Here is a 25,207-nt window from a genome sequence, read left to right as displayed (position 1 = left end):
CGACCGGCGGGTAGCCGACACCTTCGGGGGACTCAGTCCGGTGCCGGCAGGCAGCCGCCGTCGGCGATCCCGCCGCCCGCCTCGACGCTGGTGAGGGTCCGGCCATGCTCGCCGAAGACGTACCCGAACCCGGAGTTGCCGCAGAACAGCAGGCCGCCACCGCCGGCGGTGTCCAGGCGGCCGGGCTTGCGGCTCTCCACGTCGACCAGACCGGCGTCGGTCAGCACCCGCTCGATCGACGGCCCGTCGAAGCGGCCCTCCGCGCGTAGCCGGTCCAGCCCGGCCCTGACCTTCTCCACGCACGGCTGGACGGCCGCCACGGCCTGCGGCGGCAGCGGGTTGCGGTTGCGGAACGCCTTGTTCTGCCGGAACCGCTCCTCAGGATCCGAAGGATTCGGCGTGGCGGCAGGCGGCGCGGCCGACCCGGGCGCCGGCGACGCGGCAGGATCGGCGCAGGCGGCGACGAAGCGGCTCGGTGTGGCCGCCGGCGCCGGCGGCGTCACCTGGTCCGCCGAGTCGGCGGTGCCGGGTCGCGCGCAGCCGGCGGCGAACAGAATTACAAGCGCGAGCGGTGCGAGTCCCCGTGGCACAGGCCGGACTCTATGGCATCCGGTTACGGCTTGCGGCCCACGCCCGCGAACTCGGAGGCGGGGGTGGTGTCGTTGCCGTCGGGGCGCCACTGGGAGCAGGTGACGACGCCCGGATCGAGCAGCTTGAGGCCGGTGAAGTAGGCGGCGATCTGCTGCGGGTCGCGCACCGCCATGGGCGCGGCGCCGCTGCTGTTCCACATCTCGACGGCCCGGTCGACCGCGGCGGCGTTGACCTCGCGGGTCGGGTGGGACATGACCAGGTAGCTGCCGGACGGGACCGCGTCGACCAGGGTGCGGACGACGGCGGCGGCCTCGTCGTCGTCGACCACGAAGTTGATGATGCCCAGCAGCATGATCGCGACCGGCTGGGTGAAGTCCAGGGTGCGGGCGGCCTCGGCGAGGATCGCCTTCGGGTCGCGGACGGTGGCGTCGAGGTAGTCGGTGGCACCGTCGGGGTGGCTGGTCAGCAGGGCCCGGGCGTGCACGAGCACCATCGGGTCGTTGTCGACGTAGACGATCCGTGACGAGGGGACGACGGACTGCGCGACCTCGTGCGTGTTGTCCGCCGTCGGCAGGCCGGTGCCGATGTCGAGGAACTGCCGGATGCCGCCCTCGCCGGCCAGGTGCCGCACGGCCCGGCCGAGGAACTGCCGGTTGAACCGCGCCGACTGCACCAGCTCCGGCATGTAGGCAAGGACCTGCTCGGCCGCCTCACGGTCGACGGCGAAGTTGTCCTTGCCGCCCAGCAGATAGTTCCACAGTCGCGCGGAGTGCGCGACGGTCGTGTCGAGCTCCTCGTTCAACGGCATGCCCGTCCTTGGACCTTTCCGTCATGGGTGATGTGCGCCCAGCGTAGACCACGGCCCCCAGCCGTGGCCCACGCCGGGCGCGTCGCAGGTCAGCCGGTCGGAACCACCCACTGCTGGCTGGCCACCCCGGCGGCCTCCCAGATGTGGATCTGGGTGCCGTCGGCGGAGGCGCCGCCGACGGCGTCGAGGACCTTGCCGGACTGCGGGTTGAGGATCGTGCCGTTGGCCTGCGGCGTCCACACCTGGGAGCCGGTGCCGTTGCAGGTCCACAGCTGGACCTTGGTGCCGTTGGCGGTGCCGGCGTTGTCGACGTCGAGGCACTTGCCGAGCGCCTGGAACGTGCTGCCGACCCGCGACCACCGCTGCGCGGCGCTGCCGTTGCACGTCCACAGCTGGATCTTCGTGCCGTCGGCGGTGCCCGCGTTGTCGATGTCGAGGCACTTGCCGGCGATGCCGGTGATCGGCCCGGACACCGGTCCAGTCTGCGAGTACACCTCCAGCTCGTAGACGCGGGCGTACGCATCGGTGGTGGTGAACCGCACGTACCTGGCGGTCACCCCCGACAGGTTGTGCGTGGTGATGTTCGCGGTGTTGCCGGTGACCGTCGCGCGGGTCGTCCACGTGGTGGCGTCCGTGCTGGTCTGCAGGGTGAAGTTGAGCGTGTTCGCCACGTTCTCCCGGCCCGCGCCGGCGTGCCGGACCACGATCTGGCCCACGGGCTTCGCGGCGCCCAGGTCGACCTGCAGCCACTTGCTGGCGCTGTTGGAGCACCACTTGTCGCTGCTACCGCCGGAGACGGTGCCGTTGACGGCCTTCGCCGGGCTCTCCGCGGCGATGCAGGAGCTGTCGGCGGTGGCGGGTGCGTTGAGCGCCAGGTTGGCGACGGTGGCGCCGCCGGGGATGGCGTTGAGCGTGTACCAGGCCTCGGTGCTCCACAGCGACAGCCCGCTGGTCGAGCTGAACGGCTTCGGCGAGCGCACGTACACGACCCGGCCGGGCTTGCGGCCCGCCACGGTCAGCGAGACCTTCTTGCCGTCCGAGGACAGGGTCGCGGCGGTGACGGTCAGGTTCTCCTCCTCGACCTTCGGGCCACCGTAGGCGGACGTCGCCTCGTACCGCCACTGCTTGAACTTGTACTTCGACGCCAGATCCGTGGCGGTGGCGGCGGACAGCGGCTGGGTGTACTCCATCTCGAAACCGGCCGCGGTGGCGCGCATCGCGAGGATGTCGAAGGTGGCGGTGCCGTTCGGGGTCAGCTTCTGCAGGCCGTAGGTGAGCTTGCCGGCCTGGCCCCAGTTGCCGCCGGCGCCGACACCGCCGACGTAGACCGCGCCGTCGGGGCCGATGTTCACCTCGGACACGCCCGCCTCCAGGCCCTGGGTGAGCCGGAAGAGCGCACCCTGGTACTCGCCGTTGACCTTCTCCAGGAACGCGCGCTGCAGGCCGCCGTAGGTGACGTCACCGATGAGCAGCTGCCCCGCGTAGACGCCGGTCGGCATGACGATCGGCGTGCTCGGGGAGTTGGCGATCTCGTTCTGCGGCATGTACAGCACCGGCGGCGTGACGGCGTTGTAGTCGAACGGCCCGGCCGGGGTGTTGTAGTGGTTGTAGAAGCGGCCCGGCTTGATCTGCACCAGCTTCGACGCGGGCACCCAGCCGCCCTGGTTGTCGGTGACGAACAGCCCGTTCTCCGGGCCCCAGCCGATGCCGTGCGGCGTGCGCAGGCCACCGGCGACGTACTCCACCGCGCCGGTCGTCGCGTTCACCTTGACGGAGGTGCCACGGTTGGCCGCGGGCTGCGGGACGGTGCTCGCGCCGCCGTAGTCGATCGGGACCGACAGGCTCAGGTAGAAGAAGCCGTCGCGGTACAGCAGGCCGAACGCGAACTCGTGGAACGCGCCGCTGAACGGCCAGGTGGCAACGGTCTGGTACTGGTCGGCGACCTCGTCACCTGTGGTGTCGACGAGCCGGGTCAGCCGCGCCTTCTCCGACACGTACACGACGCCGTTGACGACCTTCAGGCCCATCGGCTCCTTGAGGTTGCTGCCGATGCGCTTCGTCGTGACGTTGCCGGGCGAGGTCGCCCCGCCGGTGTTGCCGAGGATCCACACCTCGCCGGCCTGCGACGTGCCGGACTGGTCGTTGCCGCCCCAGGTGCAGATGACCAGGCGCCCGTCGGGCAGCCAGTCCATGCCGGTGACCTTCGGCTGGAAGCTGCTGTTGGGGCGCAGGTTCGTCAGCGTGAACCCGGGGTGCACCGAGGTCAGCGGCAGCCCGTCGCCGGGGGAGTCGCCGGCGCCCTCGCACTCCTTGCGGCCGGGCGCGGTCACCCGCACGACGCCGGCGTCGGTGCTGAGCACCGAGTTGGGCACGACCACGAACGCCGACGAGCCGGGCGTCTTCCACTCCAGCGTGATCTGCTGCCCGCCGTCGCGTTCGAAGTGGTCGATGCGCAAAGCGTGGTACCCGGTGGTGAGGGTGACGGTGCCCTCCTTCGGCGGCGTGGCGCCGTGCAGCCCGTCGTGGTTGATGACGGTCGCACCGTCGATCGCCAGCCGTGACCCGTCGTCGCTGCTGAGCCGGAACGTGTAGCTGCCGGCCGTGGCGATGTTGACGTTGCCGAGGACCTGGCTGACGAAGAGGTTGTCGAACCCGAAGTCGGCGGGCGTGGTCCAGTTGATCGTCGGCATCAGCTTGTCGACGTTGGGTGTCTGGCCCGTCTTGAGCGTGCAGATCGTGCTGAGCGCGGTCTGCACGTCGTAGACGCGCAGCGTCACTCCTGGCTCCTGGGCGGGGATCGCGCTGGCGGGCACGCCCCAGAGTCCGATGGCGGCCATGGTTGCGGCGGCGACTGCGGCGATGGTGAACGAGCGCAAAGGCCTGATGCCCATGCTTCCTCCTGAGGGGATGGAGAAACGCCCCCTGATGGCGGTCAGGAGACGCTGAAGCCCAGGCGGCCGATCGACGCCGACGACTGGTCCACCCGCCGGAAGATTAGGCAGTTTCAATCAACAAGTCCATACCTTTCGCTGGCTAATGCGAAAGTTTGTTGACCGTAGGCAGAAGTCACCGGGCGGTGCAGCGGTGGGACGCCGGCACTGTCCGCGCCGCGGCGGGGCGGCCGTGTACGTCACCCCCGGTGAGTGGGGCGGTACCGACCGATGCCGCTACGGTCGGTACCGTGGCGACGCTGGTGTCGGTGAACGTGGGCATGCCGAAGGACGTCGCGTGGCAGGGGCGCACCGTGCACACGGGCGTCTGGAAGGCGCCGGTCGACGGGCCGGTCATGCTGCGCCGGCTCAACCTCGACGGCGACGGCCAGGGCGACCTCGCCGGCCACGGCGGTGAGCAGCGGGCCGTGCTGGTCTACCAGCTCGACTCCTACCGGCACTGGAGCGGCGTCTTCGGCCGGGACGACCTGACGCCCGGGAGCTTCGGTGAGAACTTCACCGTCGACGGCCTCCCCGACGACGAGGTCTGCGTCGGCGACCGGTTCCGGGTCGGGGCAGCGCTCGTCGAGGTGACCCAGCCGAGGGTCACCTGCTACCGGGTCGGGCTGCGCCTCGGCGAGCCGCAGCTGCCGGCGCTGCTGGTCGCGCACCACCGGCCCGGGTTCTACCTGCGGGTCCTGACCGAGGGTGAGGTCCGCGCCGGCGACGACATCGTCAAGGTCGCCGACGGCCCGCAGCGGGTCACCGTCGCCGAGATCGACGCGCTGCTCTACCTGCGCGGCCACGACCGCGACCTGGCCGCGCGGGCGCTGCGGATCGACGCGCTCAGCCCCGGCTGGAAGGCGTCGCTGCGGGCGCTGCTCGACCAGCCCGAGGAGCACGCCGGCAATGCGGGGCTCGCCGCCGTCGCCGCACCGCCGGCGTGGCCAGGGTTCCGGCCGCTGGTGGTGACCGGCGTGCACCCGGAGACCGCCGACATCACGTCGCTGCGGCTCGCCGCGCCCGACGGGGCGCCGCTGCCCGCTGCGGCCGCCGGGCAGTTCCTCACCGTGCGCCTCGGTCCGGGGCTGGTGCGCAGCTACTCGCTGTCAGGGTCACCCGCCGGGCCGTCGTACCGCATCAGCGTCAAACACGAGCCGGGCGGTGCGGGCAGCGGTTACCTCCGCGACCATGTGCGGCCCGGCGTCCTGCTCGACACCGCCGCGCCACGCGGCACCTTCACCCTCGACCGCTCCGGCGACCCGGTGCTGCTCGTCTCGGCCGGGATCGGCGCCACCCCGCTGCTCGCGATGCTGCACGACCTCGTCGAGCGCCGGGCCGACCGCCCGGTCTGGTGGCTGCACGGCGCCCGCGACGGCGCCGGCCACGCGTTCGCCGGGGAGGTCCGGGCCCTGCTCGCGCGGCTGCCGTCGACCCGGGAGGTGATCTGCTACAGCCACCCGCGCCCGCAGGACCGCCCCGGCACCGACTACACGATCGCCGGCCGCCTCGACACCCACGTCCTGCGCGGCCTGGACCTGCCGCCGCCGGCGGTCGCGTTCGTGTGCGGCCCCGCCGGCTTCATGGACGACGTCACCGCGGCCCTGACAGCGGCCGGCGTCTCGCAGATCCACCGGGAGCAGTTCACCGCTCTGGCAACATTGGCGCCAGGTGTACGCCCATCGGCAGCCGGCCCGCCCCGCTCCCGGCCCGGGCCCGGTCCGACGATCACGTTCGCGCGCAGCGGCGTCACCGCGGGCTGGTCCGACGACGACGGCAGCGTCCTGAACCTCGCCGAGACCTGCCGCGTGCCGGTGCGCTGGTCCTGCCGCACCGGCGTCTGCCACACCTGCGAGACCGGCCTGCTGTCCGGCGACATCGACTCGGACCCGGAGCCCCTGGACCCGCCCGCCGACGGCACCGTCCTCATCTGCTGCGCCCGCCCCCGCACCGACCTCGTCCTGGACCTGTGACGGCATGGCGAAGGCCGGTCACCGTGTCGGTGGCCGGCCTCACGCCAGGGGCGGGGTGGTGCGGGTGGGTTACGCCGAGACGGTGTTGATCTCGGTGGCCGACGCGAACGCCGAGTCGAGCTGCTGGTGCAGGGCGTCGAGCTCGTTGCACTCCGCGGCGTGGTGCTGCTCGGAGCCCTCGGCGGCGAAGACGTGGTCGGTCTCGGCGGCGCTGTGGTCGTAGGAGGTGTAGTCGGACTCCTCGTAGTGCTACGGGTCAGCGGCGGTCGCCGGGGACGGTGATGTGGTGTTCGTAGGCGAAGACGACCAGCTGGGCGCGGTCGCGGCAGCCGAGCTTGGTGAGCAGGTGGCTCACGTGGGTCTTCACGGTGCCGTACCCCATGTGCAGGTCCTCGCCGATCTCGCGGTTGGACCGGCCGGTGGCGACCGCGGCGAGGACGTCGCGCTCGCGGCCGGTGAGGTCCGGCACGGCCGGTGGCGGGGCGGGTGCGGGGCCGAGCTCGGTGAAGCGGGCGATGAGCCGGCGGGTCACGCCGGGCGCGAGGAGCGCGTCGCCGGCGGCGACCACCTCGATCGCCTGGAGCAGGTCCTGTGGGCGGGTCTCCTTGAGCAGGAAGCCGCTGGCGCCGGCGTGCAGCGCGGCGAAGACCAGGTCGTCCTGGTCGAACGTGGTCAGGACGAGGACCCGCGCGCCGTGGCAGGCGGGGTCGGCGCAGATGCGGCGGGTCGCCTCGATGCCGTCCACGCGGGGCATCCTGATGTCCATCAGGACCACGTCGGGGCGGGTGCGGCGGACCACGTCGACGGCCTCGGCGCCGTCGGAGGCCTCACCGACGACCTCGATGCCGTCGGTGGCGTCCAGGAGCATGACGAACCCGGTGCGCACGAGCGCCTGGTCGTCGACGACCGCGACCCGGATCACGACGGCACCGTCCCGGCGCGCGACGCAGGCAGGGGCAGTGTGGCCCGGACTCGGAAGCCGCCGTCCGGTGCGGGGCCGGCGGTGAACCGGCCGCCGAGCAGCGCCGCCCGTTCGGTGAGCCCGCGCAGCCCGTGACCCGGCACGGCCGAGCCGCCGCCACCGCCCGCGGTGCCGTCGTCGGTGACCTCGATGGTGGTGGCGGCGCCGGTGTGCTCGACGCGGACGGCGGCGGTCGTCGCGTGCGCGTGCTTCACCACGTTGGTCAGGGACTCCTGCACGATGCGGTACGTGGCCAGCTCCACCGCGGGCGCGCCGACCGGCGGTTCGCCCTGGACGTGCAGCGTGACGTCGAGCCCGCTGCCGCGCACGGCCTCGACGAGCCCGGGCAGCCCGCCGGCGCCCGGCAGCGGCGTCGCCTGCGAGGTGTCGGAGGTGTCGGAGGCGTCGTCGCGCAGCAGGCCGAGCAGCGACCGGGTCTGGGCCAGGGCCTCTCGGCTGGTGTCGGCGATCACCTCGAGGGTGCGCGCGGCCTGGTCCGGTCTGGTGTGGATGAGGTGCGCGCCGACGCCGGCATGGACCGCGATCAGCGACATGCTGTGCGCGACCACGTCGTGCAGCTCCCGGGCGATGCGCAGCCGCTCCTCGCCGGTGGCGCGGGCCGCCTCCTGCCGGGCCGCGAGGGCATCGCTGCGGGCCGCGTGCAGGTCCGCCGCGACCCGGGCGCGGCGCAGGCGGACGCCGTCGCCCAGGGCCCACGCCGCGACGAGCAGCGCGACCGTGGACAGGAACGCGTCGCCCGCGTTGTCGGGGATGCCGGCGGCGCTGATCGCGGTGTACCCGGCGAAGGCGGTCGCCAGCGCGGCCAGGCTCCAGCGGCGGGGTGGCGGGCCGCGACCGCGCACAGGGCCCCGTGGCCAGCCACGGCAGCAGGCCGGCGTAGTGCCCGGCCCCGCCGACGACGACCGCGGCGAGCGTGGTCGCGGCGAACCAGCGGGCCGGGTGGGTGCGCCACCAGTATCCCGCCAGGCCGGCGCCGGCGGTCACGGCCGTGGCGAACGCGTCGGGATCGCGCAGCGCGGGGTCGACCGCGTGCACGTCGGTGCGCAGCAGGACCAGGCAGGCGGCACCGGCGGCGGCGACGGCGAGCAGCGCGTCGCGCCACGTCGCCGACGGTCGCAGGGTCACGGTCATGACCGTACGCGCGGGTCGGGCGCCGTTCGTCCTCCGCGCGGTGGAGGCCGCCTCTGTCTGCGGACAGAGACAGGTCGGGTCCGTGGCCAGACGCGCCGGAGGGTCCCCCCGTCCGATGGTGGTGGCACACCCGACGGAGGAGATTCCACCATGTTCCCCAACCTCACCGCGCCGCAGAAGGCGGCCGGTTTCTACCTCATCGCACTGTCGATGTCGACGGTCCTGGCGCTGATCGTGCCCAGCGAGGACGGCGCGGCGCTGTTCGGCATGTTCTCGCCGCTGGTCGCCGTGCTGGTGATGCTGCTCGTCGTGACGCCGGACGGGCGGCGGCGGGAGCACTGGCGAAGTCTCGGCGTGCACCGCCTGGGCCTGCGCAGCTGGCCGGTGGCGATGCTGCTGCCGACCGCGATCCTGGTCGTGGGCTATCTGGTCGCCGCCGCGGCCGGCCTGGCGGGCTTCGACCTCGGCGCGATGGCCGAGACCGACGTCGTCGGCGACTTCGTGGTCGGCCTTGCGATCACGGTCGTCCTCGGGCTCGGCGAGGAGATCGGCTGGCGGGGATACATGCTGCCGCTGGTCCGTCAGCGCCTGCCGCGCGGTGGCGCGCTGGTCGTGGGCTTCCTGCACGGCGTGTGGCATCTGCCGTTGTTCCTGCTCACCGGGTACCTCGCCGGCATCCCGGGCAGCCCGCTGGTCATCATCCCGGTGTTCCTGGTGACGCTGACCGCGGCCGGTGCCGTCTACGCGTGGCTGCGCGACCGCAGCGGCAGCGTCTGGTCGGTGGTGCTCATGCACCAGACGTTCAACACCGTCAACGAGGCCGTCATGCGGGGCGCGACGCTGTCGGTGCCGGTGGCGTTCACGTACACCACCGGCGAGACCGGCGTCGTCACAACCGCCCTGGTGATCGCCGTCGCGTTTGGTGTTTCGGGCATGGTGCAGCACCATCGGGGAGGCGTGAGGGCACCAGCCGAGGTGACGGTCTGACCGGGGTGACGATGTGACGGGTGCGATGCAGGCGGTCCGCGACCTGGTCGAGGCGCTGCACCATGCCCGCCCGGAGGACCTGCCGGCGGTGGCGTCCCGGGTCGCGACCGGGCTCGGGGCGCTGGACATCGCGTTGTTCCTGGTCGACTACGGGCAGGTGGAGCTGCTGCCGCTGGCCGGTGAGGACGGCGTCGTGGGGGAGCCGGTGCGCATCGACGGCACCCTCGCCGGCCGGGCCTACACCAGCGGCGAGCCGGTGCGGGCCGGCACCCCGGACGGGGAGCGGATCTGGGTGCCGGTCATCAGCGGCGCCGACCGGCTCGGCGTCCTGGCCGCACACCTGAGCAGCCCGCCCGACGACGACGCGGAGTTCGTCCGGGACCTGCGGGCCCTCGCGGCGGCGTTCGCCGGGATCGTGGCGACCCGCCGCACCTACGGCGACGCCCTGGAGCGCACCAGGCGGCGGCTGCCGATGCAGCTCGCCGCCGAGATCATCTGGAACCAGCTGCCGCCGCTGACGTTCGCGACCCCCGACGCGGCGGTCGCGGCGATCCTGGAGCCCTGCTACGACGTCGGCGGAGACGCGTTCGACTACGCCATCAACGACTGCGTGCTGCATGTGGTGGTCTTCGACGCGGTCGGGCACGGGATCGCGGCGAGCGCGCTGACGTCGCTGGCGATCAGCGCGTACCGCAACGCCCGCCGCTGCGGACTGGACCTGGTCGACACGTACCGGTCGGTGGACAAGTGGGTGCATGCCCAGCACCCGGAGGACTACGTCACCGCGGTCCTCGGCGAGCTGGACATCACCACCGGCACCTATCGGAAGATCAGCGCCGGGCACCCGGAGGAGCTGCTGCTGCGCGACGGCAGGCTGGTGCGGACCCTGACCGCGCCGACCGCCCTGCCGCTCGGCCTGGGCTACCTCGGCGACCCGATCCCCCTCGTCGCCGAGGAGCGCCTGGAGCCGGGCGACGCCCTGCTGCTCTACACCGACGGCGTGATCGAGGCCCGCACCGAGGACGGCGAGCAGTTCGGCGTCGACCGGCTCGTCGAATGCGTCACGAAGGCCCTGGCGGATCAGCTGCGGCCGGCGGAGACGATGCGCCGCATGGTGCGCACGCTGCTCGCCCACCAGCGCGACCAGCTGCAGGACGACGCGACCGCCCTGCTGCTCACGTGGACCCCGGCGGCGGGCGTCTAGATCCGCAGATCCAGCATCAGCAGGACCTTGTCGTAGCGGCGCGGGCCGACGGCGACGAAGCCGGGCAGCCGGCCGTATTCGGTGAAGCCCAGTGACCGGTACAGGTGCAGCGCGTTGCCGTTGTCGCCGCGGGCGTCCAGGGTCAGGACCTCGATCCCGGCCTGCCGGGCGTCGTCGATCAGCGCCGCCGTCAGCGCCCGGCCGATGCCGCGGCCGTGGACGTCGGCGGCGACCGCGAGCTTCTCCAGGTCGGCGTGCGGGCGGTGGGTCGGGCGGGCGTAGCGCAGCCAGTACCCCAGCCCGGCGAGCCGGCCGTCGACGTACGCGGCCCGCAGCGCACCGTCCCCGGCCCGCGCCGCGTCGGCGACGTGCGCGAGCAGCTCGGCGACCTCGGGCAGCGACGGCGGCTCGACCCAGCCGAGCGCGGCGCCCCCACGGACGAGGTCCGCCAGGATCCGGTGCGCCGCCGCCACGAACGACGGGTCGGTGTCCGGGACGTCCGGTTGGATCACAGCGCCGGGTGGACGGGCTGGCTGACGTTGAACGCGGCGCGCAGCAGGTCCTCGTCGCGCGAGGACGAGCCGACGAGGAGCTCGAACGCGCCCGGCTCGACCACCCGTGCACCGGCGGCGTTGACGAACGTGCACGCGGCGACGGGCAGGTCGAGGGTCACGGTGCGCCGCTCGCCGGGTGCCAGGTGGACCTGCGTGTAGGTCTTGAGCTCCTTGTCGGCCCAGGTCGCGGAGGTGACGGTGTCGCTGACGTAGACCTGGACGGTCTCCAGGGCAGGTCGGGCGCCGCTGTTGTGCAGGGTGACGGTGGCCCGCAGGGTGTCCGCGGCGGTCACCTCGGCCTGCTCGATGCGCAGGTCGTCGTATTCGACCGTGGTGTAGCTCAGGCCCTGCCCGAACGCGAACGTCGGGCGCTGGGTCAGGTCGGCGTAGCGGCTGCCGTGCTGGCCGCGGACCTGGTTGTAGTACGTGGGCTGCTGGCCGGAGTGCTGCGCGAAGGAGATCGGCAGCCGGCCGGTGGGCTCGATGACGCCCAGCAGCAGCTCGGCGATGGCGCGGCCGCCGCGCATGCCGGGGTTGGCGGCGTAGATGATCGCGGCGGCGTTGAGCGCCGAGGGCGGCAGGACCAGGGGCTTGGAGCTGATCAGGACGACCACGAGGGGTGTGCCGGTGGCGGCGAGCGCGTCGAGCAGGGCGATCTGCCCGCCGATGAGCTCCAGGGTGGCGGTCGACTTGCCCTCGCCGACGAGCTCGATGTGGTCGCCGACCACCGCCACCACGTAGTCGGCCTCGGAAGCCAGGGCGACCGCCTCGGCGATCATCGCCGGGTCGGCGGCGGCCGGGTGCACGACGTGCGGGCGGGGCTGGCCGTCGGGGAAGAACTCGCCCTCCGGGTCGGGGCCGACGGTGAGGATGTCGGCGCCGCGGGCGGTCGTGACGGCCCAGTCGGCAGGGACGACGGCGCGCAGGCCGTCCAGGACGGTCTCGGTCAGGTGGCGCGGGTGGCCGTCGGGCAGCCACTCCGTCTGCCCGGAGGCGCCGGCCCAGTCGCCGAGCTGGGTGTGCTGGTCGTCGGCGTTGGGCCCGACCAGGGCGATCGTCTTCGCGGCGCCGGCCATCGGCAGGGTGCCGTCGTTGCGCAGCAGGACCAGGCTGCGGCGGGCGATCTCCAGGTTGACCGCGGCGTGCGGACCGCAGCCGATGACCGCGGCCTGCCGGTCCGGGTCGGGGTGGCGGGGCTGCTCGAACAGGCCGAGCTCGAACTTCAGCGTCAGCACCCGGCGGACCGCCTGGTCGATGTCGGCCTCGTCGAGGATGCCCTTGGCGACCGCGTCCTGGGCGCCCTCGAAGAAGCCCGGGGTGGTCATGACCATGTCGTTGCCGGCCTTGACGGCGGCCGCGGACGCGGACGCGTAGTCGACGTGGACCCGCTGCTCCCAGACCATCCGCCCGACGTTGTCCCAGTCGGTGACGAGGGTGCCGGTGTAGCCCCACTCGCCGCGCAGCACCTCGTCGAGCAGCCAGCTGTTGACGGTGATCGGCACGCCGTCCATCGACTGGTAGCCGAGCATGAATGTGCGGCAGCCCTCCCGGGCGACCCGCTCGAACGGCGGCAGGAACCAGGCGCGCAGCTTGCGGCGGGAGATGTCGGCCTCGCTGGCGTCGCGGCCGCCCTGCGTCTCGGAGTAGCCGGCGAAGTGTTTCGCGGTGGCCAGGATCGCGGTCGGGTCGCCCAGGCCGTCGCCCTGGTAGCCGCGGACCATGGCGGAGGCGAACTCGCCGATGAGGAACGGGTCCTCGCCGAACGTCTCGCTGACCCGGCCCCACCGCAGGTCACGGGCGATGCACAGGACGGGGGAGAAGGTCCAGTGGATGCCGGTGGCGGCGACCTCGACGGCGGTCACGCGGGCGACCTGCTCCACGAGCGCCGGGTCCCAGGACGCGGCCATGCCGAGCTGGGTCGGGAAGATCGTCGCGCCGCTCCAGAAGGAGTGGCCGTGGATGCAGTCCTCGGCGACCAGCAGGGGGATCCGCAGGCGGGTGCGCTCCACCAGTGCCGTCGCCTCCAGGACCCGCTCCGGCGAGGCGTGCAGGATCGAGCCGGCGTGCATGTCCTCGACGAGGTGGCGGACGCCGTCGCGCGCGTTGAGCTGCAGCATCTGTCCCACCTTCTCGGGCAGCGTCATGCGGGCGAGCAGGTCGGCGACGCGTTCGGCGACGGCGAGAGATGGGTCGAGGTAGGGCAGAGGCGCTGGCACGGAGTTCCTTTCACACTGGTCCGCCGAGAACGATACGCGGGAGAGCGCTCTCTGGAGAACCCCCTGCCTCGGGGCGTTACGGAGCGTGTCCCGGGTCACAATGCGTAGCGCGCCTACCTATGCGAGCATCGACGCATGGGGAAGTCTGTCGCCGGCGCCGTCTCGGGCCGCCGGATCAAGTACGTCTTCGTGATCTTCTGGCTGGCCGTCGCGGCCCTCGCCGGCCCGCTGGCCGGCAAGCTGACCGACGTCGAGCGCAACGACAACAAGTCGTGGCTGCCCGGCGGCGCCGAGTCCGTGCAGGTCATCGACGTGCAGTCGAGCTTCGCCTCGCCGGACACCATCCCCGCCATCATCGTCTACGAGCGCACCTCCGGCCTCACCGGCGACGACGACACCAAGATGAAGGCCGACGCCGCCGCGTTCGGCGGCCTCGCCGAGCTCGACGGCACCGTCGCCGGCCCCATCCCGACGAAGGACGGCCAGGCCGCCCAGATCATCGTGCCGGTCAACCTCGGCGCCGACGGCTGGGCCAAGGCCGGCACCCTCGTCGACCACCTGCGCGACACCGCTACGCAGGGTGCAAACGGGCTCACCGTGCACGTCACCGGCCCCGCCGGCACCGCGGCCGACTCCAGCGCCGCGTTCGAGGGCATCGACAGCAGCCTCCTGCTCGGCACCGTCGCCGTCGTGGTCGTGATCCTGCTCATCACGTACCGTAGCCCCCTGCTGTGGCTCCTGCCGGTCATCTCCTCCGGGGTCGCGCTCATCACCGCCCAGGCCGTCATCTACCTGCTCGCCAAGCACGCCGACCTGGTCGTCAACGCGCAGAGCGCCGGCATCCTCACCGTCCTGGTCTTCGGCGCCGGCACCGACTACGCACTGCTGCTCATCGCCCGGTACCGCGAAGAACTGCGCCGCCACGAGGACCGCCACGAGGCGATGGCCGAGGCGCTGCACCGCTCCGGACCGGCGATCATCGCCAGCGCCGCCACGGTCGTGCTCGGCATGCTCTGCCTGTTCTTCGCCGAGACCAACTCCACCAAGGGCCTCGGCCCGGTCGCCGCCATCGGCATCGCGGTCGGCCTCGCCGTCATGCTCACCCTGCTGCCGGTGCTGCTCACCATCTGCGGCCGGTGGATCTTCTGGCCGCTGCGGCCCAAGGTCGGCTCCGCCGAACCCACCGCGACCGGCTTGTGGGCCCGCGTCGGCGACCGCATCGCCCGCCGCCCCCGCAGCGTGTGGGTCGCCACCGCGCTCGTCCTCGCCGTCGCCGCGATCGGCGTCGTCCAGCTCGACGCGACCGGCCTCACCAACAAGGAGTCCTTCCGCAACACCCAGGACTCCATCGTCGGCGAGGAGGTCCTCGCCCGGCACGGCGCCGGCTCCGCCGGCAGCCCCGTCGTCGTCATCAGCACCGCCGATGGCGCCGCCGCGACCAGGGCCGCCTTCGCCGCCGTGCCCGGCATCGACCCCGCGTCGATCAGCGAGCCGGCCGTCCAGGGCGGCTTCGCGTACATGTCCGGCGAACTCGTCGACCAGGCCGACAGCCAGGCGGCCTACAACACCGTCGACCGGGTCCGTGCCGCGGTGCACGCCGTGCCCGGCGCCGCCGCGAAGGTCGGTGGCACCACCGCCATCAACCTCGACGTCCAGCGCGCCGCCAAGCACGACCGCAACCTGATCATCCCGATCGTCCTGGCGGTGGTGCTGCTGATCCTGATCCTGCTGCTGCGCTCGGTCCTCGCACCGGTCATCCTCATCGCGACCGTCGTGCTGTCCTTCGGCGCGGCCCTCGGCATCAGCGCGCTGGTCTTCCGCCACGTCTTCGGCTTCGGCGGCACCGACTCGTCGCTGCCGCTGTTCGTCTTCGTGTTCCTGGTCGCTCTCGGGATCGACTACAACATCTTCCTGATGACCCGGGTGCGGGAAGAGGCGGTCAAGCACGGCACCCGCCGCGCCGCCCTGATCGGACTGTCGGCCACCGGGGGTGTCATCACCTCGGCCGGCCTGGTCCTCGCGGGCACGTTCGCGGTCCTCGCCACGCTGCCCCTCACCGCCTTCGCCGAGATCGGCTTCGCGGTGGCGTTCGGTGTGCTGCTCGACACCATCGTCGTGCGCTCCGTGCTCGTCACCGCGCTGAACCTCGACGTCGGTGAACGCATGTGGTGGCCCAGCGCTCTCGGCCGGACCACCGGACCCGCGGTCCTGGAGAAGGACCGGGTCGCCGCCTAGAGGATCGGGCGACCGTCGCGGTACGGGCCGCTGACGTGCTCTTCCTCGACGATCAACAGGTCCTCGTCGTGCTCGAACTCGCGGTACTCACGTTCGTCATGCGAAAGCATGCATACCTTCCCTTCGTTGCGGGCTACCTGATACCCGCCACGAAGTTCAATCAAACTGTGTCGAATGCCTCAACCGGCGCCCGGCAGCCTTGTGGCCATCAGCGAGGTCATGGGACCGGACGAATGGCCCCTTCGGTGACCACGGGTGGAGCGGCGCGCCGCCGCTCCACCCGATCTGGTGGGACTGGGACCGGGTCAGCGGACCCGGTCGTAGACGAGCGCGAGGGTGCCGTGCTCGCCGGCCGCCTGGCTGGCGAGCGTCCACCGCCCGGCGGGCAGGCCGTCGTCGAAGAGGCGAGGGCCACCGCCGAGGAAGACCGGGAAGATCGTCAGCGCCAGCCGGTCGACCAGGTCGGCGGCCAGCAGCGCCTTGATGACGCTCGCGCTGGACAGCACGAGGATGTCACCGCCCTCGGCCGCCTTCAGGTCCGCGGCCACCTCCGCGGTCGGCTTGCCGGCGATGGTCGTGCGCTCCCACGGCGCCGCGCCGAGGGAGGAGGACAGGACCACCTTTTCGGTGTCGACGAGCCACCGCGCGAACGCCTCGTCGCGCGGGTCGGCACCCTCCATGCCGATGACGGTCGGCCAGAACCCGAGGAACCCCTCGGCGTTGACCCGCCCGAGCAGGGCCGTCGTCGCCGGCTTCCAGAGGCTCGTCAGGTGGTCGCGGGCGACGTCGGTGATCGCGTACGGCATCACCCAGCGCATGTCCAAGGGGTTCTCCGGCGCGGCGTACCGGCCGTCGAGGGAGAGGCTCATGTTGGTGACGACCCTGCGGCCGCCGGTCTGCTCGGTCACTTCGCGCTCCTGGATTCGGTGGTGCCGGTGGTTGCGGTGAGGGCTGCCGCGAGCTTGTCGAGGCTCTGGCCGAAGCCGAGCTCGATGCCCGCGATGAAGTCCGCGGAGTCGACGGTGCTGCCGGTGATCCGGTGCAGCACCTCGAGGTCCGTGCCGTCGCTGGTGGGTCGCAGGTGCAGGTCGACGTGGGAGGTGAAGGCCGCACTGCCGTCGGGCAGCAGCGGTGAACTGCGGTAGCTGAGGCGCTCGCCGGGCCGCACGTCCTCGACGACGCCCTCCGCCCGCCCGGCCACCAGATCTGAGTCGTCGGCGTCCTCGGCGTCGCGGTATTCGAGGACGACCCGCCCGCCCGGTCGCGTCTCGAAGATCAGCTCGGAGACGCGCAGGTCGTCCGGCGTCCACCAGGCGGCGAGCAGATCGGGCTCGGTCAGGTGCCGCCACACGAGGGCCGGGTCGCCGGTCAGGGAGCGGTGGAAGGTGAACGACCGGCCGTCGGCCCATCCGGGGGCGTCGGCGGCGAGCCGCTCGGCGTCGAGGCTGAGCCCGTGGCGCTCGAAGATCGCGTTCGGGCCGCCGAACCGGCCGGCGGCGTCGGCGAGCCGCCCGAGCTCCGCCGCCAGGTCCCGCAGCGGGCCGGGCCGCAGCGCGTAGATGCGCCGCTGCCCGATCCGCTCGGACGTGACGACCTCCGCGCGCTCGAGGGTCTGCAGGTGCTTGGTCGTCTGCGGCTGGCGGGCCCCGGTGAGCTGGGCGAGGACCCCGACCGAGCGGGGCCGCTCGGCCAGCAGGCACACGAGCCGCCAGCGGGCCGGATCGGCCAGGGCGGTGAGGAGTACGTCCACGCTCCGAAGTATTCTCCACAGAGAATATTCTTGTCAAGGAATAATTTATGTGATCGCAGCTGTTTGGCCGTGCCTGGGTGGGTAGGGCAGGAGCTGTTGTGCGCCGACCCGCGATCGGAGGGAAGCCTGATGGAAGTACGCCATCATCGCGCCGAGACCAACGGCGTCCGGCTGCACTACGTCACCGCCGGGTCGGGGCCGGTGGTGCTCTGCCTGCACGGCTGGCCGGAGTCGCACCGCGAATATCTGCGCATCATCGAGCGCTTCGCCGACCGGTACCGCTTCATCGCACCGGACCTGCGCGGCTGCGCCGACAGCGACAAGCCCTTCAGCGGCTACGAGCCGAAGACGATCGCGGCCGACATGCTGGGTCTGCTCGAGGTCGAAGGCGTCGAGCAGTTCCACATACTCAGCCACGACCTCGGCGGACCGCCCGCGGTCGCGCTCGCATACCTGGCCGCCGGCCGCGCGTTGTCACTCGCGACGATTGAGACGCCGTTCTTCGGCCTGGACTACCCGGGGTACGTCGAACCGCAGGTCGCCTACTGGCACCTGCGCATGCACATGAACATGGACATCACCCACCTCCTGGTGGCGGGGCGCGAGGAGCAGTACCTGCGGCACTTCTTCCGCGACTTCGCCTACGACCCGGACGCGGTGCCCGAGTCCGAGATCCAGGCCTACGTCCAGCAGATGCGGCAGCCGGGCAACCTGCGGGCCAGCCTCAACCTGTACGGATACATCCCGCAGATCGCCGAGCAGACGAGGCAACTGACCAAGGACAGGCTGACGGTGCCGATGATGGCCTGGGGCGGCCGGTCGTCCTTCGGCTCGCACTGCATCGACAGCGCCAACGCCATTGCGACCGAGGCGCACGGCGGCATCATCGAGCAGTGCGGTCACTGGGTCTTCCAGGAGCGGCCCGACTTCATCTACGACCAGCTGGACCGATTCTGGGCCGGGAAGGCCTGAGACGTCACCGCCGGAAGGCGGCCACCCTCACGATGATCTGAGTGCGCGGCGGAGTTCGGCTGTCAGCCTTGCGCCGTCGACCTTCATGCCGACGTGGACCGCGGGGACGCCGATGGCGCCCCGGAAGTCGGCGGCGGTGGCGTCGGTCTGGAACAGCTGGGCCATGCGCAGGCGGGCGTCGCGCAGGACGGCGTGGCGCAGGGAGGCGTGAAGAGGTCGGCCCGTTCGAGGTCGGCGCCGGTGAGATCGGCGCGCAGGAGGTTCGCGCCGGCGGCACGGACGGATCGCAGGTCGGCGCCGACGGCGATCACGTCCACGAGCGCCATGCCGCGCAGGCCGGCGGCCTCGGGCGGCAGTGGTTCGACGCCCTGGAGGAGCGCATCGAGGCCGCCGCCGAGGAACGCCGCGCGAGCCGCATCGGCTGACGCCGGCGGCGGGTCAGTCCGCGTCTGCCGGCGACGCGACGGTGTCCCGGCGGCCGGCGCTGCCGCGTTCCAGGGCCAGGCTGACGCCGCCGAACAGGATGATCAGCGCCAGGGCCTCGCGGACGGACACGGCGCGCAGGACGTCGGCGAGCGCGCCGAAGACACTGACGCCCCAGTCGAGGGGTCCGGTCGGCGCAGCCATGTCGTCGTCGGGGGCGGTGAGGATGCGGCGCCAGAACAGGGCGGCGAGGAGGCCGGCCAGGGCGAGACCACCGCCGGCGGCGATGCGCAGCGTCCGGGCCGCGCCCGGGAAGCGGGTCTGCAGCACGATCCGCGCGACGGTGGCCGGCACGCAGAGCAGGGTGAGCGTCATGGCGAGGCCGACGGCGAAGCAGGCGTTGACGGCGATGCCGTGCAGGACGCCGGTGCTCATGCCGATCACGAACAGCGAGATGCCGAAGGCGTCGCGGTCCAGCATCGGGTCGGGCGGGTGCACGTCGGTGGTCCAGATGCTGGACAGTGTCGTACCGGCGAACGCCACGACCAGCAGCAGCATCCCGGCGATGCGGCGCGGCCGGGTGCCGGCCTTGCGCCGCTGGGCGGCGAAGACGCGCACGAGCAGGCGGACGGCGTATGCCACCAGTGCCAGCGCGGCCAGCAGATGGGTGACGGCCGCCCAGGTGTCCTCGTCGCTGTTGAAGCCGACCAGGCCCGGGAGGTAGTCGTGGGTCGCCAGGACGATGCCGGCGCCGACGGCGAACAGGACGGGCAGGCCCAGGGCGGTCAGCGTCGCCGTCGGGACGCGGCTGCCGTCGGGCAGGGCGGTGGCCGCGAGCAGGAGCAGCAGGGGCAGCACGGTGGCGAGCGCGGTCGGGGCGAGCGCCGCCTTGATGCCGTAGCCGAAGTACTCGCCGGCGTTTTCGGTCTTGGCGGTGGTCCACAGCAGCGCCAGCCAGGCGACGGGCACCAGCACCGCCAGGACCGGGCCCGCCCGGTTCGGCGAAGCGGGGACCGCCGCGGTGAGGGGTTCGGGCACCGGCGGCGCTTCGATGACCGCGGCAGCCACGGCAGCCACGGCGGCCACGGCGGCCGTGGTGTCCGGCGTGGCCGTGGGCGGTGTGCCCTCGTCCGGCACTGTGCCCTGGTCCGGCACTGTGCCCTGGTCCGGCACTGTGGCCTGGTCCGGCACTGTGGCCTGGTCCGGCACTGTGGCCTGGTCCGGCACTGTGGCCTGGTCCGGCACTGTGGCCTGGTCCGGCACTGTGGCCTGGTCCGGCACTGTGGCCTGGTCCGGCACTGTGGCCTGGTCCGGCACTGCGGTCAGGTCAGGTGCATTGGTCGGGTCAGGTGCGGCCGACGTCACGGCGTGCAGGCTGCCGGTCGCCACCACCAGCTCCGGCTGGTCGAGCACCGTCGGCGCGATGCGCAGCGAACGGTGCAGCAGCGTGGCAGCGAGCGGCAGGCGGCTGCCACCGCCGACCAGCAGAACGCCCGCCACCGACTCGGGCGCGACGCCGGCGTCGCGCAGGGTCCGCACGGTGAGCTGGACGGTCGGCTCCAGCAGCGGGCGCGCGAGGCGCTCCAGCTCCTCGCGGGTCAGGTGCACGGTGACGTCGGCGAGCGGCACGTGCAGGTCCGCCGTGGCGTGCCGGGACAGCTGCTCCTTCGCCGCCCGCGCCTCCTGCCACAGCTGCTGGCGGGCCCGCTGCTCCGCGGGCGTGGTGGGCCAGGAGAGCCGCCCCCACGGCTCGTCCACCGCGCCGCCGTGCGCGCGGGCGTGCGCGATCACCGCCGCGTCGAGGTCGAGGCCGCCCACGTCGGACAGCCCGGCGGTCGCCGTCACGACCGGCCCGCCGCGCACCACGCTCACGTCGAACGTGCCCGCGCCCAGGTCGTACACGACGAGGAACCGGTTGCCCGTGACGGCGCTGCCCAGTACACCGGCGAAATAGGCTGCCGCGGCCACCGGCTCGGGCACGAAGGCCACCTCGGCCCAGCCCGCCTGCCGGGCGGCCCCGGCGAGCACCGCCAGCCTGGTCCGGGCCCACGCCGCCGGGTGGGTCAGCACCACCTCGTCCGGCGCGGCGCCGGCCACCCGCCGCGCCTCCGCGCCGACGCGGGCGAAGACGGCGGCGACGGCGTCGGTCACCGGCACCTCGCGGCCCAGCCACAGCGTGCCGTCGTCGATGTGGCGCTTCGGATGCGGCTCGTATGCGCCCGGGTCACCGCTCGCGGCGCGGACCGCATCGAGCCCGGTGAGCAGCGCGTCCGGTGCGGCGAACACGGCGGAGGCGAGCAGCGGCGAGCCGTCGAACAGCAGCGGCGCCGCGGTGCCGTCCGGGCGCCGGAGCACGGCCACGGTGCTGGAGGTGCCGAAGTCGACACCCAGTCGCATCGCGGCCACCGTCTATCAATATACGAACGGGTCCTCGAAGGCCAGGATCGGCGGTAAGAATCCGGGCCCTGCTCGCACTACTCGTGACGGCGTACCTTCCATCCGAGGAGCAGCATGTGACAGATGCCGAACGCTTCACCACGATCTATGACGCGCATCATCGGCAGGTGTACGCGTACGCGGTGACCCGGGCCGGGCGGGAGCACGCCGACGACGTGGTGGCCGACACCTTCCTCGTCGCCTGGCGCAGGGTGGGCGAGATGCCGGCTGCTCCGCTGCCGTGGCTGCTGGGCGTCGCGCGCAACGTGGCCCGCTCGCGGTTCCGTGACGAGGTCCGCCAGACCGCCATCGCCGCCGAGCTGCGGACCTGGATCCGCGAGGCGGACGACGACGTGGCCGAGCACGTCACCGACCGGGCGGCGGTCCTCATCGCGCTCGGCTCGCTCAGCGAGGACGACCGGGAGGTGCTGACCCTGACCGCCTGGCACGGCCTGTCCGCCCGGGACGCGGCACGGGTCGTCGGCTGCTCGACGGCCACGTTCTTCGTCCGCCTGCACCGGGCCAGGAAACGACTGCAGGACGCCATTTCGCCCGCCGGCCGCCGCGCCGGGATCACCTTCGCCGAGGAGTACAGCCGATGAGCACCCGACCCGACGTGATGCAGCTGCTCGCCGACGCCCGGCCGGGGCGTCTCGACCCTGACGTCCGCCCTGCTCCGGGGCCGTTCACCGCTCCGGTGGAACGCAGCCGTCGCCCCGTGGCCCGGCGCCTGATCCTGGCGGGCGCGTTGCCGTTGGTGGCCGCGGCGACCGCCGCAGCGGTGGTACTGACAGGCGGCGGCACCGGCCCTTCGAGCCCGCCGGCCACACCCGCCACGGGCGCCCCGGACGCCACTGCCGCCGCCCCGCCGGACTCGGCGCGTGCGCTGCTGCTCGTCGCCGCGGAGAAGACCGCGGCGGGCGACACGGCGAGCAGCGGCCGGTACTGGGTGCGGGTCCAGGAGTACGGTGAGCGCAAGGACGTGGGCCGCTACGCCATCGCGTCGCGCATGAGCATCGAGCGGTGGCTGGCGACCGGCGCCGGTGACCCCACCGTCGACGTGGGCCAGGCACTGGGCGCCGTTCCGCTCACCGCGGCCGACGAGGCCGCGTGGAAGGCCGACGGCTCGCCCACACAGTGGACCGAGAACGGACCTCCCGGCACGAAGCCGATCGTGCGGACCACCTCGCCCGGTCCGCGGACCGTCCGGCCGCTGCCCGGCGGGGAGCTGCTCATGATCGCCGGCCAACGGGTCACCACCGCCGACCTCGCGGCCCTGCCGACCGATCCGGCCGCGTTGCAGGCGTGGCTGACCGCGCGGCTGCGGCAGGGCGGCGGCACGGAACGCGAGGACCTGGCGCTGTTCTACGCCGGTCGCGACCTGGTCGCCGAGCTGCCGGTGAGCGCGGCGGTGCGGTCGGCGGCGTACCGGATGCTCGCCGACCTCCAGGGCGTCGACTTCCTCGGCGTGGTGCAGGACCGCCACGGCAGGTCCGGCATGGCGGTCGCGTTCACGCGGCGCGGCGACGGCGGCTGGGGTCAGCAGCGGCTGATCGTGGACCCGGGGACCGGGCGGGCGCTCGCGCAGGAGTCGTGGTTCTTCGGCTCCGGCGGGGCGCCCGCGGCGACCGGCATGCTCATGAGCTGGACGGTGCAGGTCAGCGCCCGGTACACCGATGAGGACGCGCCTACTGCGTGAGCCGGTACTGCGTCACGGCGATCCGGCCGTCCAGCAGCTGTGAGGCGACGGTGCTGAGGTTGAGGCGCTGCTTGGGTTCGGCGAACAGCCGCCGGCCGCCGCCGAGGACGACGGGGTGCACGGCCACGTGATACTCGTCGATGAGACGGTGTTCGGTCAGCGTGGCCGCGAGGGAGGCGCCACCGGTCAGCAGCAGGTCTGCGCCCGGTTGCGCCTTCAGCGCGGCCACCTCCTCGTGGAGGTCGTCGCCGATGACGCGGCTGGTCCAGTCGTCGCCCTGGAACGTGCGGGAGAACACGATCTTCGGGGTCGCCCGCCAGAACGGGGCGAAGGCGGCGACGTGCGGGTCGTCGGTGATCTGGTCGGCGGTGGGCCAGAACCCGACCATCATCTCCCAGACCGGCCGCCCGAACAGCAGCGTGTCGACCCGCCGGTCGAGGCCGTCGGAGTACGCGGACAGCTCCGGCCCCATCGTCGGCCAGTCGAACTCCCCGTTCGGCCCGTCGATGAACCCGTCGACGGACGTGTGCACCCAGTAGATGATCTTCCGCATGGCCGGCTCCTCTGTGTCATCGCTTCGGTCACTCATCGGTCGGCCCGGCTCGGGGTTTCTCGACACGGGATCAGTGTGACGCGGGGCACAGTCGGTCCGGCGGTTTTGTCGTACCCACGTGCGAAGGTGTGCGGGTGGTGGTCGTGTTTGAGGGGCAGCTGTGGTCGTGGGATGCACGGCGGGCCGACAGCTGGGTGTTCGTGACGCTGCCGGACGACGAGTCCGAGGAGATCCGGGACGTGGCCGGGGGAGTGCGGCGCGGCTTCGGGTCCCTGCGGGTCAGGGTGACGGTCGGCGGCACCAGCTGGAAGACGTCGATCTTCCCGGGCAGCGGCGGCGGCGCCTACGTGCTGCCGCTCAAGCGCCCGGTCCGCAGGGCCGAATCCATCGACGTCGGCGACGTGGCCACGGTGACCGTCGAGCTGCTCGACGTGTGACCGCGGTGCCGCGACCTCCGGTCATGGTCTGAGCCTGCGGGCAAGATGGCCGGGGCCGGGGCCGGGGCCGGGGCCGGGGCTGGGCTGGGGCTGGGCTGGGGCCGCCCGCCGGTGGAGCGGCGGGCGGCCCTGGGTGGTCGGTCGGTCACACCAGTCGAAGTGGCCGTAGGCCGCGCCGGCCCAGGTTCCTCCGTAGTTGCCCTCGGAGTAGATGAAACCGTTGTGGGTCACGCACTGATGGGGTGCGTAGACCTTGGTGTCGGCGTAGTACTCGTAGTTGTTCTTGTCGTGGGCCTCGCGGCCGTCGATGACGTCGATGACGACGCCCGTCATGGTCTTCTTGCCGACGTAGGAGGTCTTCAGGGTCAGGCGGTGCAGCTGGGTGTAGCCGGACCCGCAGACCTGGGCCGGCCGCTCGGCGCCGACGAAGGCGTCCCTGGTCGCCCGGGCCCTGCAGGACGGCCTCATCGACCTCGACGACGTCGACGACCTCTGAACCAACCGTGGTCGACGGGGGGTGATGCTGCATGATCCACGACGCTGTACGGTGCGGGTCGTGACGTCCTACCACCAGCGGTTCCTGGCCGGCGAGCACGCGCAGGTCTGGGCCGAGCTCGGCCGCCTCGCACCCGCCGGAACAGAAGCACCCGCCGGAACAGAAGCAGCCGCCGGAGCCGTTGATGCCGACGACGTGGCGGCGGTCGCGGACGAGACGATGCGCCGCGTCGCCGTGCACGTCCGGCGGATCGCCGGCGCGCTGCAGGAGTTCGGCCTGGTCTCGTCGCGCCCGCTGCACCTGCCGCCGACCGGTGCGGAACTCGCCGACCTGCCCCGGCTCGAGGCGGAGATCGGCGGGCTGCCCGCGGCGCTGTCCGCGTGCCTGCGCAACGTCGGCCAGGTGATGTTCACCGGCGACTGTCCCGTGCTCGGCATCACGTACGAGGAGATGGAGCCCGAGGACACGCCGCTGCCCGATCCGCTGGTCATCCCCGGCGTGGAGTGGCTGCGGCAGGCCTGGGACGACCACCGCGACGCGTACGGCGACCCGGGCCCGTTCCGCTTCACGTTCTCGCCCGACGACCTGACCAAGGCGAACATCAGCGGCCTCTCCTACGACATCGACCTGCCCAGCGGCGCCATCGACCCGCCGCTGATCGGCGTGACGTGGCGGACCGGCCCGATCACGCTGGTCGAGTACCTGCGCACGTCGATCGCGTGGGGTGGCCTGCCGGGCTGGTCGACCGCGCCGGACGACGCCCCCGCCGAACTCGACCGGCTCCGGGTCGTTCCGGACTTCTGAGGCCGGCGACACGAGGGGATGGCACA

At 72.6% G+C, this 25,207-nt stretch carries 23 protein-coding genes and 1 pseudogene; 10 read left to right on the top strand and 14 right to left on the bottom strand.

What is annotated here, in order from left to right; translation table 11 throughout:
* Positions 1 to 32: 32 nt before the first annotated feature.
* From OHA72_RS52880 to OHA72_RS52870, 3 genes are all read right to left on the bottom strand, one after another.
* Positions 33 to 503: a hypothetical protein gene (locus OHA72_RS52880; RefSeq protein ID WP_327003687.1), complete on the bottom strand. Its 471-nt coding sequence runs from the start codon at positions 501 to 503 to the stop codon at positions 33 to 35.
* A 110-nt stretch (positions 504 to 613) separates the two neighbouring features.
* Positions 614 to 1,399 carry an SAM-dependent methyltransferase gene (locus OHA72_RS52875; RefSeq protein WP_327003686.1) on the bottom strand — a complete coding sequence of 262 codons (786 nt, stop codon included), beginning with the start codon at positions 1,397 to 1,399 and terminating at the stop codon, positions 614 to 616.
* 89 nt (positions 1,400 to 1,488) lie between these two features.
* Complete coding sequence (locus OHA72_RS52870; RefSeq protein ID WP_327003685.1) at positions 1,489 to 4,290, bottom strand: ricin-type beta-trefoil lectin domain protein; 2,802 nt, start codon at positions 4,288 to 4,290, stop codon at positions 1,489 to 1,491.
* 290 nt (positions 4,291 to 4,580) lie between these two features.
* On the opposite strand from OHA72_RS52870, the gene OHA72_RS52865 reads away from it, so the two are divergent.
* Positions 4,581 to 6,302, top strand: coding sequence for an MOSC domain-containing protein (locus OHA72_RS52865; RefSeq protein WP_327003684.1), 1,722 nt, complete (start codon positions 4,581 to 4,583; stop codon positions 6,300 to 6,302).
* Between the two features lie 64 nt (positions 6,303 to 6,366).
* The gene (locus OHA72_RS52860; RefSeq protein WP_327003683.1) at positions 6,367 to 6,525 is read left to right on the top strand and encodes a hypothetical protein; all 159 of its coding nucleotides are present in this window, start codon (positions 6,367 to 6,369) and stop codon (positions 6,523 to 6,525) included.
* 33 nt (positions 6,526 to 6,558) lie between these two features.
* On the opposite strand, the gene OHA72_RS52855 is transcribed toward OHA72_RS52860, so the two are convergent.
* Together OHA72_RS52855 and OHA72_RS52850 are read right to left on the bottom strand one after the other, a co-directional pair.
* Complete coding sequence (locus OHA72_RS52855; protein WP_327011829.1) at positions 6,559 to 7,170, bottom strand: response regulator; 612 nt, start codon at positions 7,168 to 7,170, stop codon at positions 6,559 to 6,561.
* 50 nt (positions 7,171 to 7,220) lie between these two features.
* Positions 7,221 to 8,126 carry a sensor histidine kinase gene (locus tag OHA72_RS52850; RefSeq protein WP_327003682.1) on the bottom strand — a complete coding sequence of 302 codons (906 nt, stop codon included), beginning with the start codon at positions 8,124 to 8,126 and terminating at the stop codon, positions 7,221 to 7,223.
* A 439-nt stretch (positions 8,127 to 8,565) separates the two neighbouring features.
* Between OHA72_RS52850 and OHA72_RS52845 the strand changes: the two genes are divergently transcribed.
* On the top strand, positions 8,566 to 9,402 hold the full coding sequence (locus OHA72_RS52845; protein WP_327003681.1) for a CPBP family glutamic-type intramembrane protease: 837 nt from the start codon (positions 8,566 to 8,568) through the stop codon (positions 9,400 to 9,402).
* Between the two features lie 13 nt (positions 9,403 to 9,415).
* The gene (locus OHA72_RS52840; RefSeq protein ID WP_327003679.1) at positions 9,416 to 10,606 is read left to right on the top strand and encodes a PP2C family protein-serine/threonine phosphatase; all 1,191 of its coding nucleotides are present in this window, start codon (positions 9,416 to 9,418) and stop codon (positions 10,604 to 10,606) included.
* On the opposite strand, the gene OHA72_RS52835 is transcribed toward OHA72_RS52840, so the two are convergent.
* On the bottom strand, positions 10,603 to 11,118 hold the full coding sequence (locus tag OHA72_RS52835) for a GNAT family N-acetyltransferase (RefSeq protein ID WP_327003678.1): 516 nt from the start codon (positions 11,116 to 11,118) through the stop codon (positions 10,603 to 10,605). The two genes, OHA72_RS52840 and OHA72_RS52835, sit on opposite strands and share 4 nt — an antisense overlap.
* Positions 11,115 to 13,376 carry an exo-beta-d-1,3/1,6-glucosidase gene (locus OHA72_RS52830; RefSeq protein WP_327003677.1) on the bottom strand — a complete coding sequence of 754 codons (2,262 nt, stop codon included), beginning with the start codon at positions 13,374 to 13,376 and terminating at the stop codon, positions 11,115 to 11,117. Before OHA72_RS52830 ends, OHA72_RS52835 begins: the two co-directional genes overlap by 4 nt.
* Positions 13,377 to 13,511: 135 nt before the next feature.
* Here OHA72_RS52830 and OHA72_RS52825 point away from each other — a divergent pair, with 135 nt between their 5' ends.
* Positions 13,512 to 15,611, top strand: coding sequence for an MMPL family transporter (locus tag OHA72_RS52825; RefSeq protein ID WP_327003676.1), 2,100 nt, complete (start codon positions 13,512 to 13,514; stop codon positions 15,609 to 15,611).
* A 305-nt stretch (positions 15,612 to 15,916) separates the two neighbouring features.
* Here OHA72_RS52825 and OHA72_RS52820 read toward each other — a convergent pair whose 3' ends face one another.
* Together OHA72_RS52820 and OHA72_RS52815 are read right to left on the bottom strand one after the other, a co-directional pair.
* Complete coding sequence (locus OHA72_RS52820) at positions 15,917 to 16,519, bottom strand: dihydrofolate reductase family protein (RefSeq protein ID WP_327003675.1); 603 nt, start codon at positions 16,517 to 16,519, stop codon at positions 15,917 to 15,919.
* Positions 16,516 to 17,361 carry a metalloregulator ArsR/SmtB family transcription factor gene (locus OHA72_RS52815; protein WP_327003674.1) on the bottom strand — a complete coding sequence of 282 codons (846 nt, stop codon included), beginning with the start codon at positions 17,359 to 17,361 and terminating at the stop codon, positions 16,516 to 16,518. The genes OHA72_RS52820 and OHA72_RS52815 overlap by 4 nt, the downstream gene beginning before the upstream one ends.
* 129 nt (positions 17,362 to 17,490) lie before the next feature.
* On the opposite strand from OHA72_RS52815, the gene OHA72_RS52810 reads away from it, so the two are divergent.
* A complete protein-coding gene (locus OHA72_RS52810; RefSeq protein WP_327003673.1) occupies positions 17,491 to 18,333 on the top strand; it encodes an alpha/beta fold hydrolase in 843 nt (280 codons plus the stop codon).
* Positions 18,334 to 18,360: 27 nt separating this feature from the next.
* On the opposite strand, the gene OHA72_RS52805 is transcribed toward OHA72_RS52810, so the two are convergent.
* The 3 genes and pseudogenes from OHA72_RS52805 to OHA72_RS52800 all read right to left on the bottom strand — a co-directional run bounded on the left by OHA72_RS52805 (position 18,361) and on the right by OHA72_RS52800 (position 21,153).
* Positions 18,361 to 18,498, bottom strand: coding sequence for a hypothetical protein (locus tag OHA72_RS52805; RefSeq protein ID WP_327003672.1), 138 nt, complete (start codon positions 18,496 to 18,498; stop codon positions 18,361 to 18,363).
* Between the two features lie 86 nt (positions 18,499 to 18,584).
* A pseudogene (locus tag OHA72_RS65310) lies at positions 18,585 to 18,659 on the bottom strand (hypothetical protein); the annotation flags it as partial.
* A 112-nt stretch (positions 18,660 to 18,771) separates the two neighbouring features.
* Positions 18,772 to 21,153 (bottom strand): Hsp70 family protein, encoded by a 2,382-nt coding sequence (locus tag OHA72_RS52800; protein ID WP_327003671.1) that lies wholly within the window; start codon positions 21,151 to 21,153, stop codon positions 18,772 to 18,774.
* 116 nt (positions 21,154 to 21,269) lie between these two features.
* Here OHA72_RS52800 and OHA72_RS52795 point away from each other — a divergent pair, with 116 nt between their 5' ends.
* Positions 21,270 to 21,794, top strand: coding sequence for an RNA polymerase sigma factor (locus OHA72_RS52795; RefSeq protein ID WP_327003670.1), 525 nt, complete (start codon positions 21,270 to 21,272; stop codon positions 21,792 to 21,794).
* Positions 21,791 to 22,891 (top strand): CU044_5270 family protein, encoded by a 1,101-nt coding sequence (locus OHA72_RS52790; RefSeq protein ID WP_327003669.1) that lies wholly within the window; start codon positions 21,791 to 21,793, stop codon positions 22,889 to 22,891. The genes OHA72_RS52795 and OHA72_RS52790 overlap by 4 nt, the downstream gene beginning before the upstream one ends.
* On the opposite strand, the gene OHA72_RS52785 is transcribed toward OHA72_RS52790, so the two are convergent.
* Positions 22,881 to 23,444, bottom strand: coding sequence for a dihydrofolate reductase family protein (locus tag OHA72_RS52785; RefSeq protein WP_327003668.1), 564 nt, complete (start codon positions 23,442 to 23,444; stop codon positions 22,881 to 22,883). The genes OHA72_RS52790 and OHA72_RS52785 overlap by 11 nt on opposite strands.
* A 134-nt stretch (positions 23,445 to 23,578) precedes the next feature.
* Between OHA72_RS52785 and OHA72_RS52780 the strand changes: the two genes are divergently transcribed.
* Positions 23,579 to 23,881 (top strand): DUF1905 domain-containing protein, encoded by a 303-nt coding sequence (locus OHA72_RS52780; RefSeq protein WP_327003667.1) that lies wholly within the window; start codon positions 23,579 to 23,581, stop codon positions 23,879 to 23,881.
* Positions 23,882 to 23,902: 21 nt separating this feature from the next.
* Here the strand turns inward: OHA72_RS52780 and OHA72_RS52775 are convergent, their stop codons facing one another.
* Positions 23,903 to 24,349, bottom strand: coding sequence for a hypothetical protein (locus OHA72_RS52775; RefSeq protein WP_327003666.1), 447 nt, complete (start codon positions 24,347 to 24,349; stop codon positions 23,903 to 23,905).
* Between the two features lie 88 nt (positions 24,350 to 24,437).
* Here OHA72_RS52775 and OHA72_RS52770 point away from each other — a divergent pair, with 88 nt between their 5' ends.
* The gene (locus OHA72_RS52770) at positions 24,438 to 25,181 is read left to right on the top strand and encodes a hypothetical protein (protein ID WP_327003665.1); all 744 of its coding nucleotides are present in this window, start codon (positions 24,438 to 24,440) and stop codon (positions 25,179 to 25,181) included.
* The last annotated feature ends 26 nt before the right edge of the window (positions 25,182 to 25,207 follow it).

The sequence above is a fragment of the Dactylosporangium sp. NBC_01737 genome (genome assembly GCF_035963215.1).
Lineage (GTDB): Bacteria > Actinomycetota > Actinomycetes > Mycobacteriales > Micromonosporaceae > Dactylosporangium.
The sequence above is the reverse complement of the archived record's forward strand: the minus strand, read 5'-3'. Positions and strand labels throughout refer to the sequence as shown.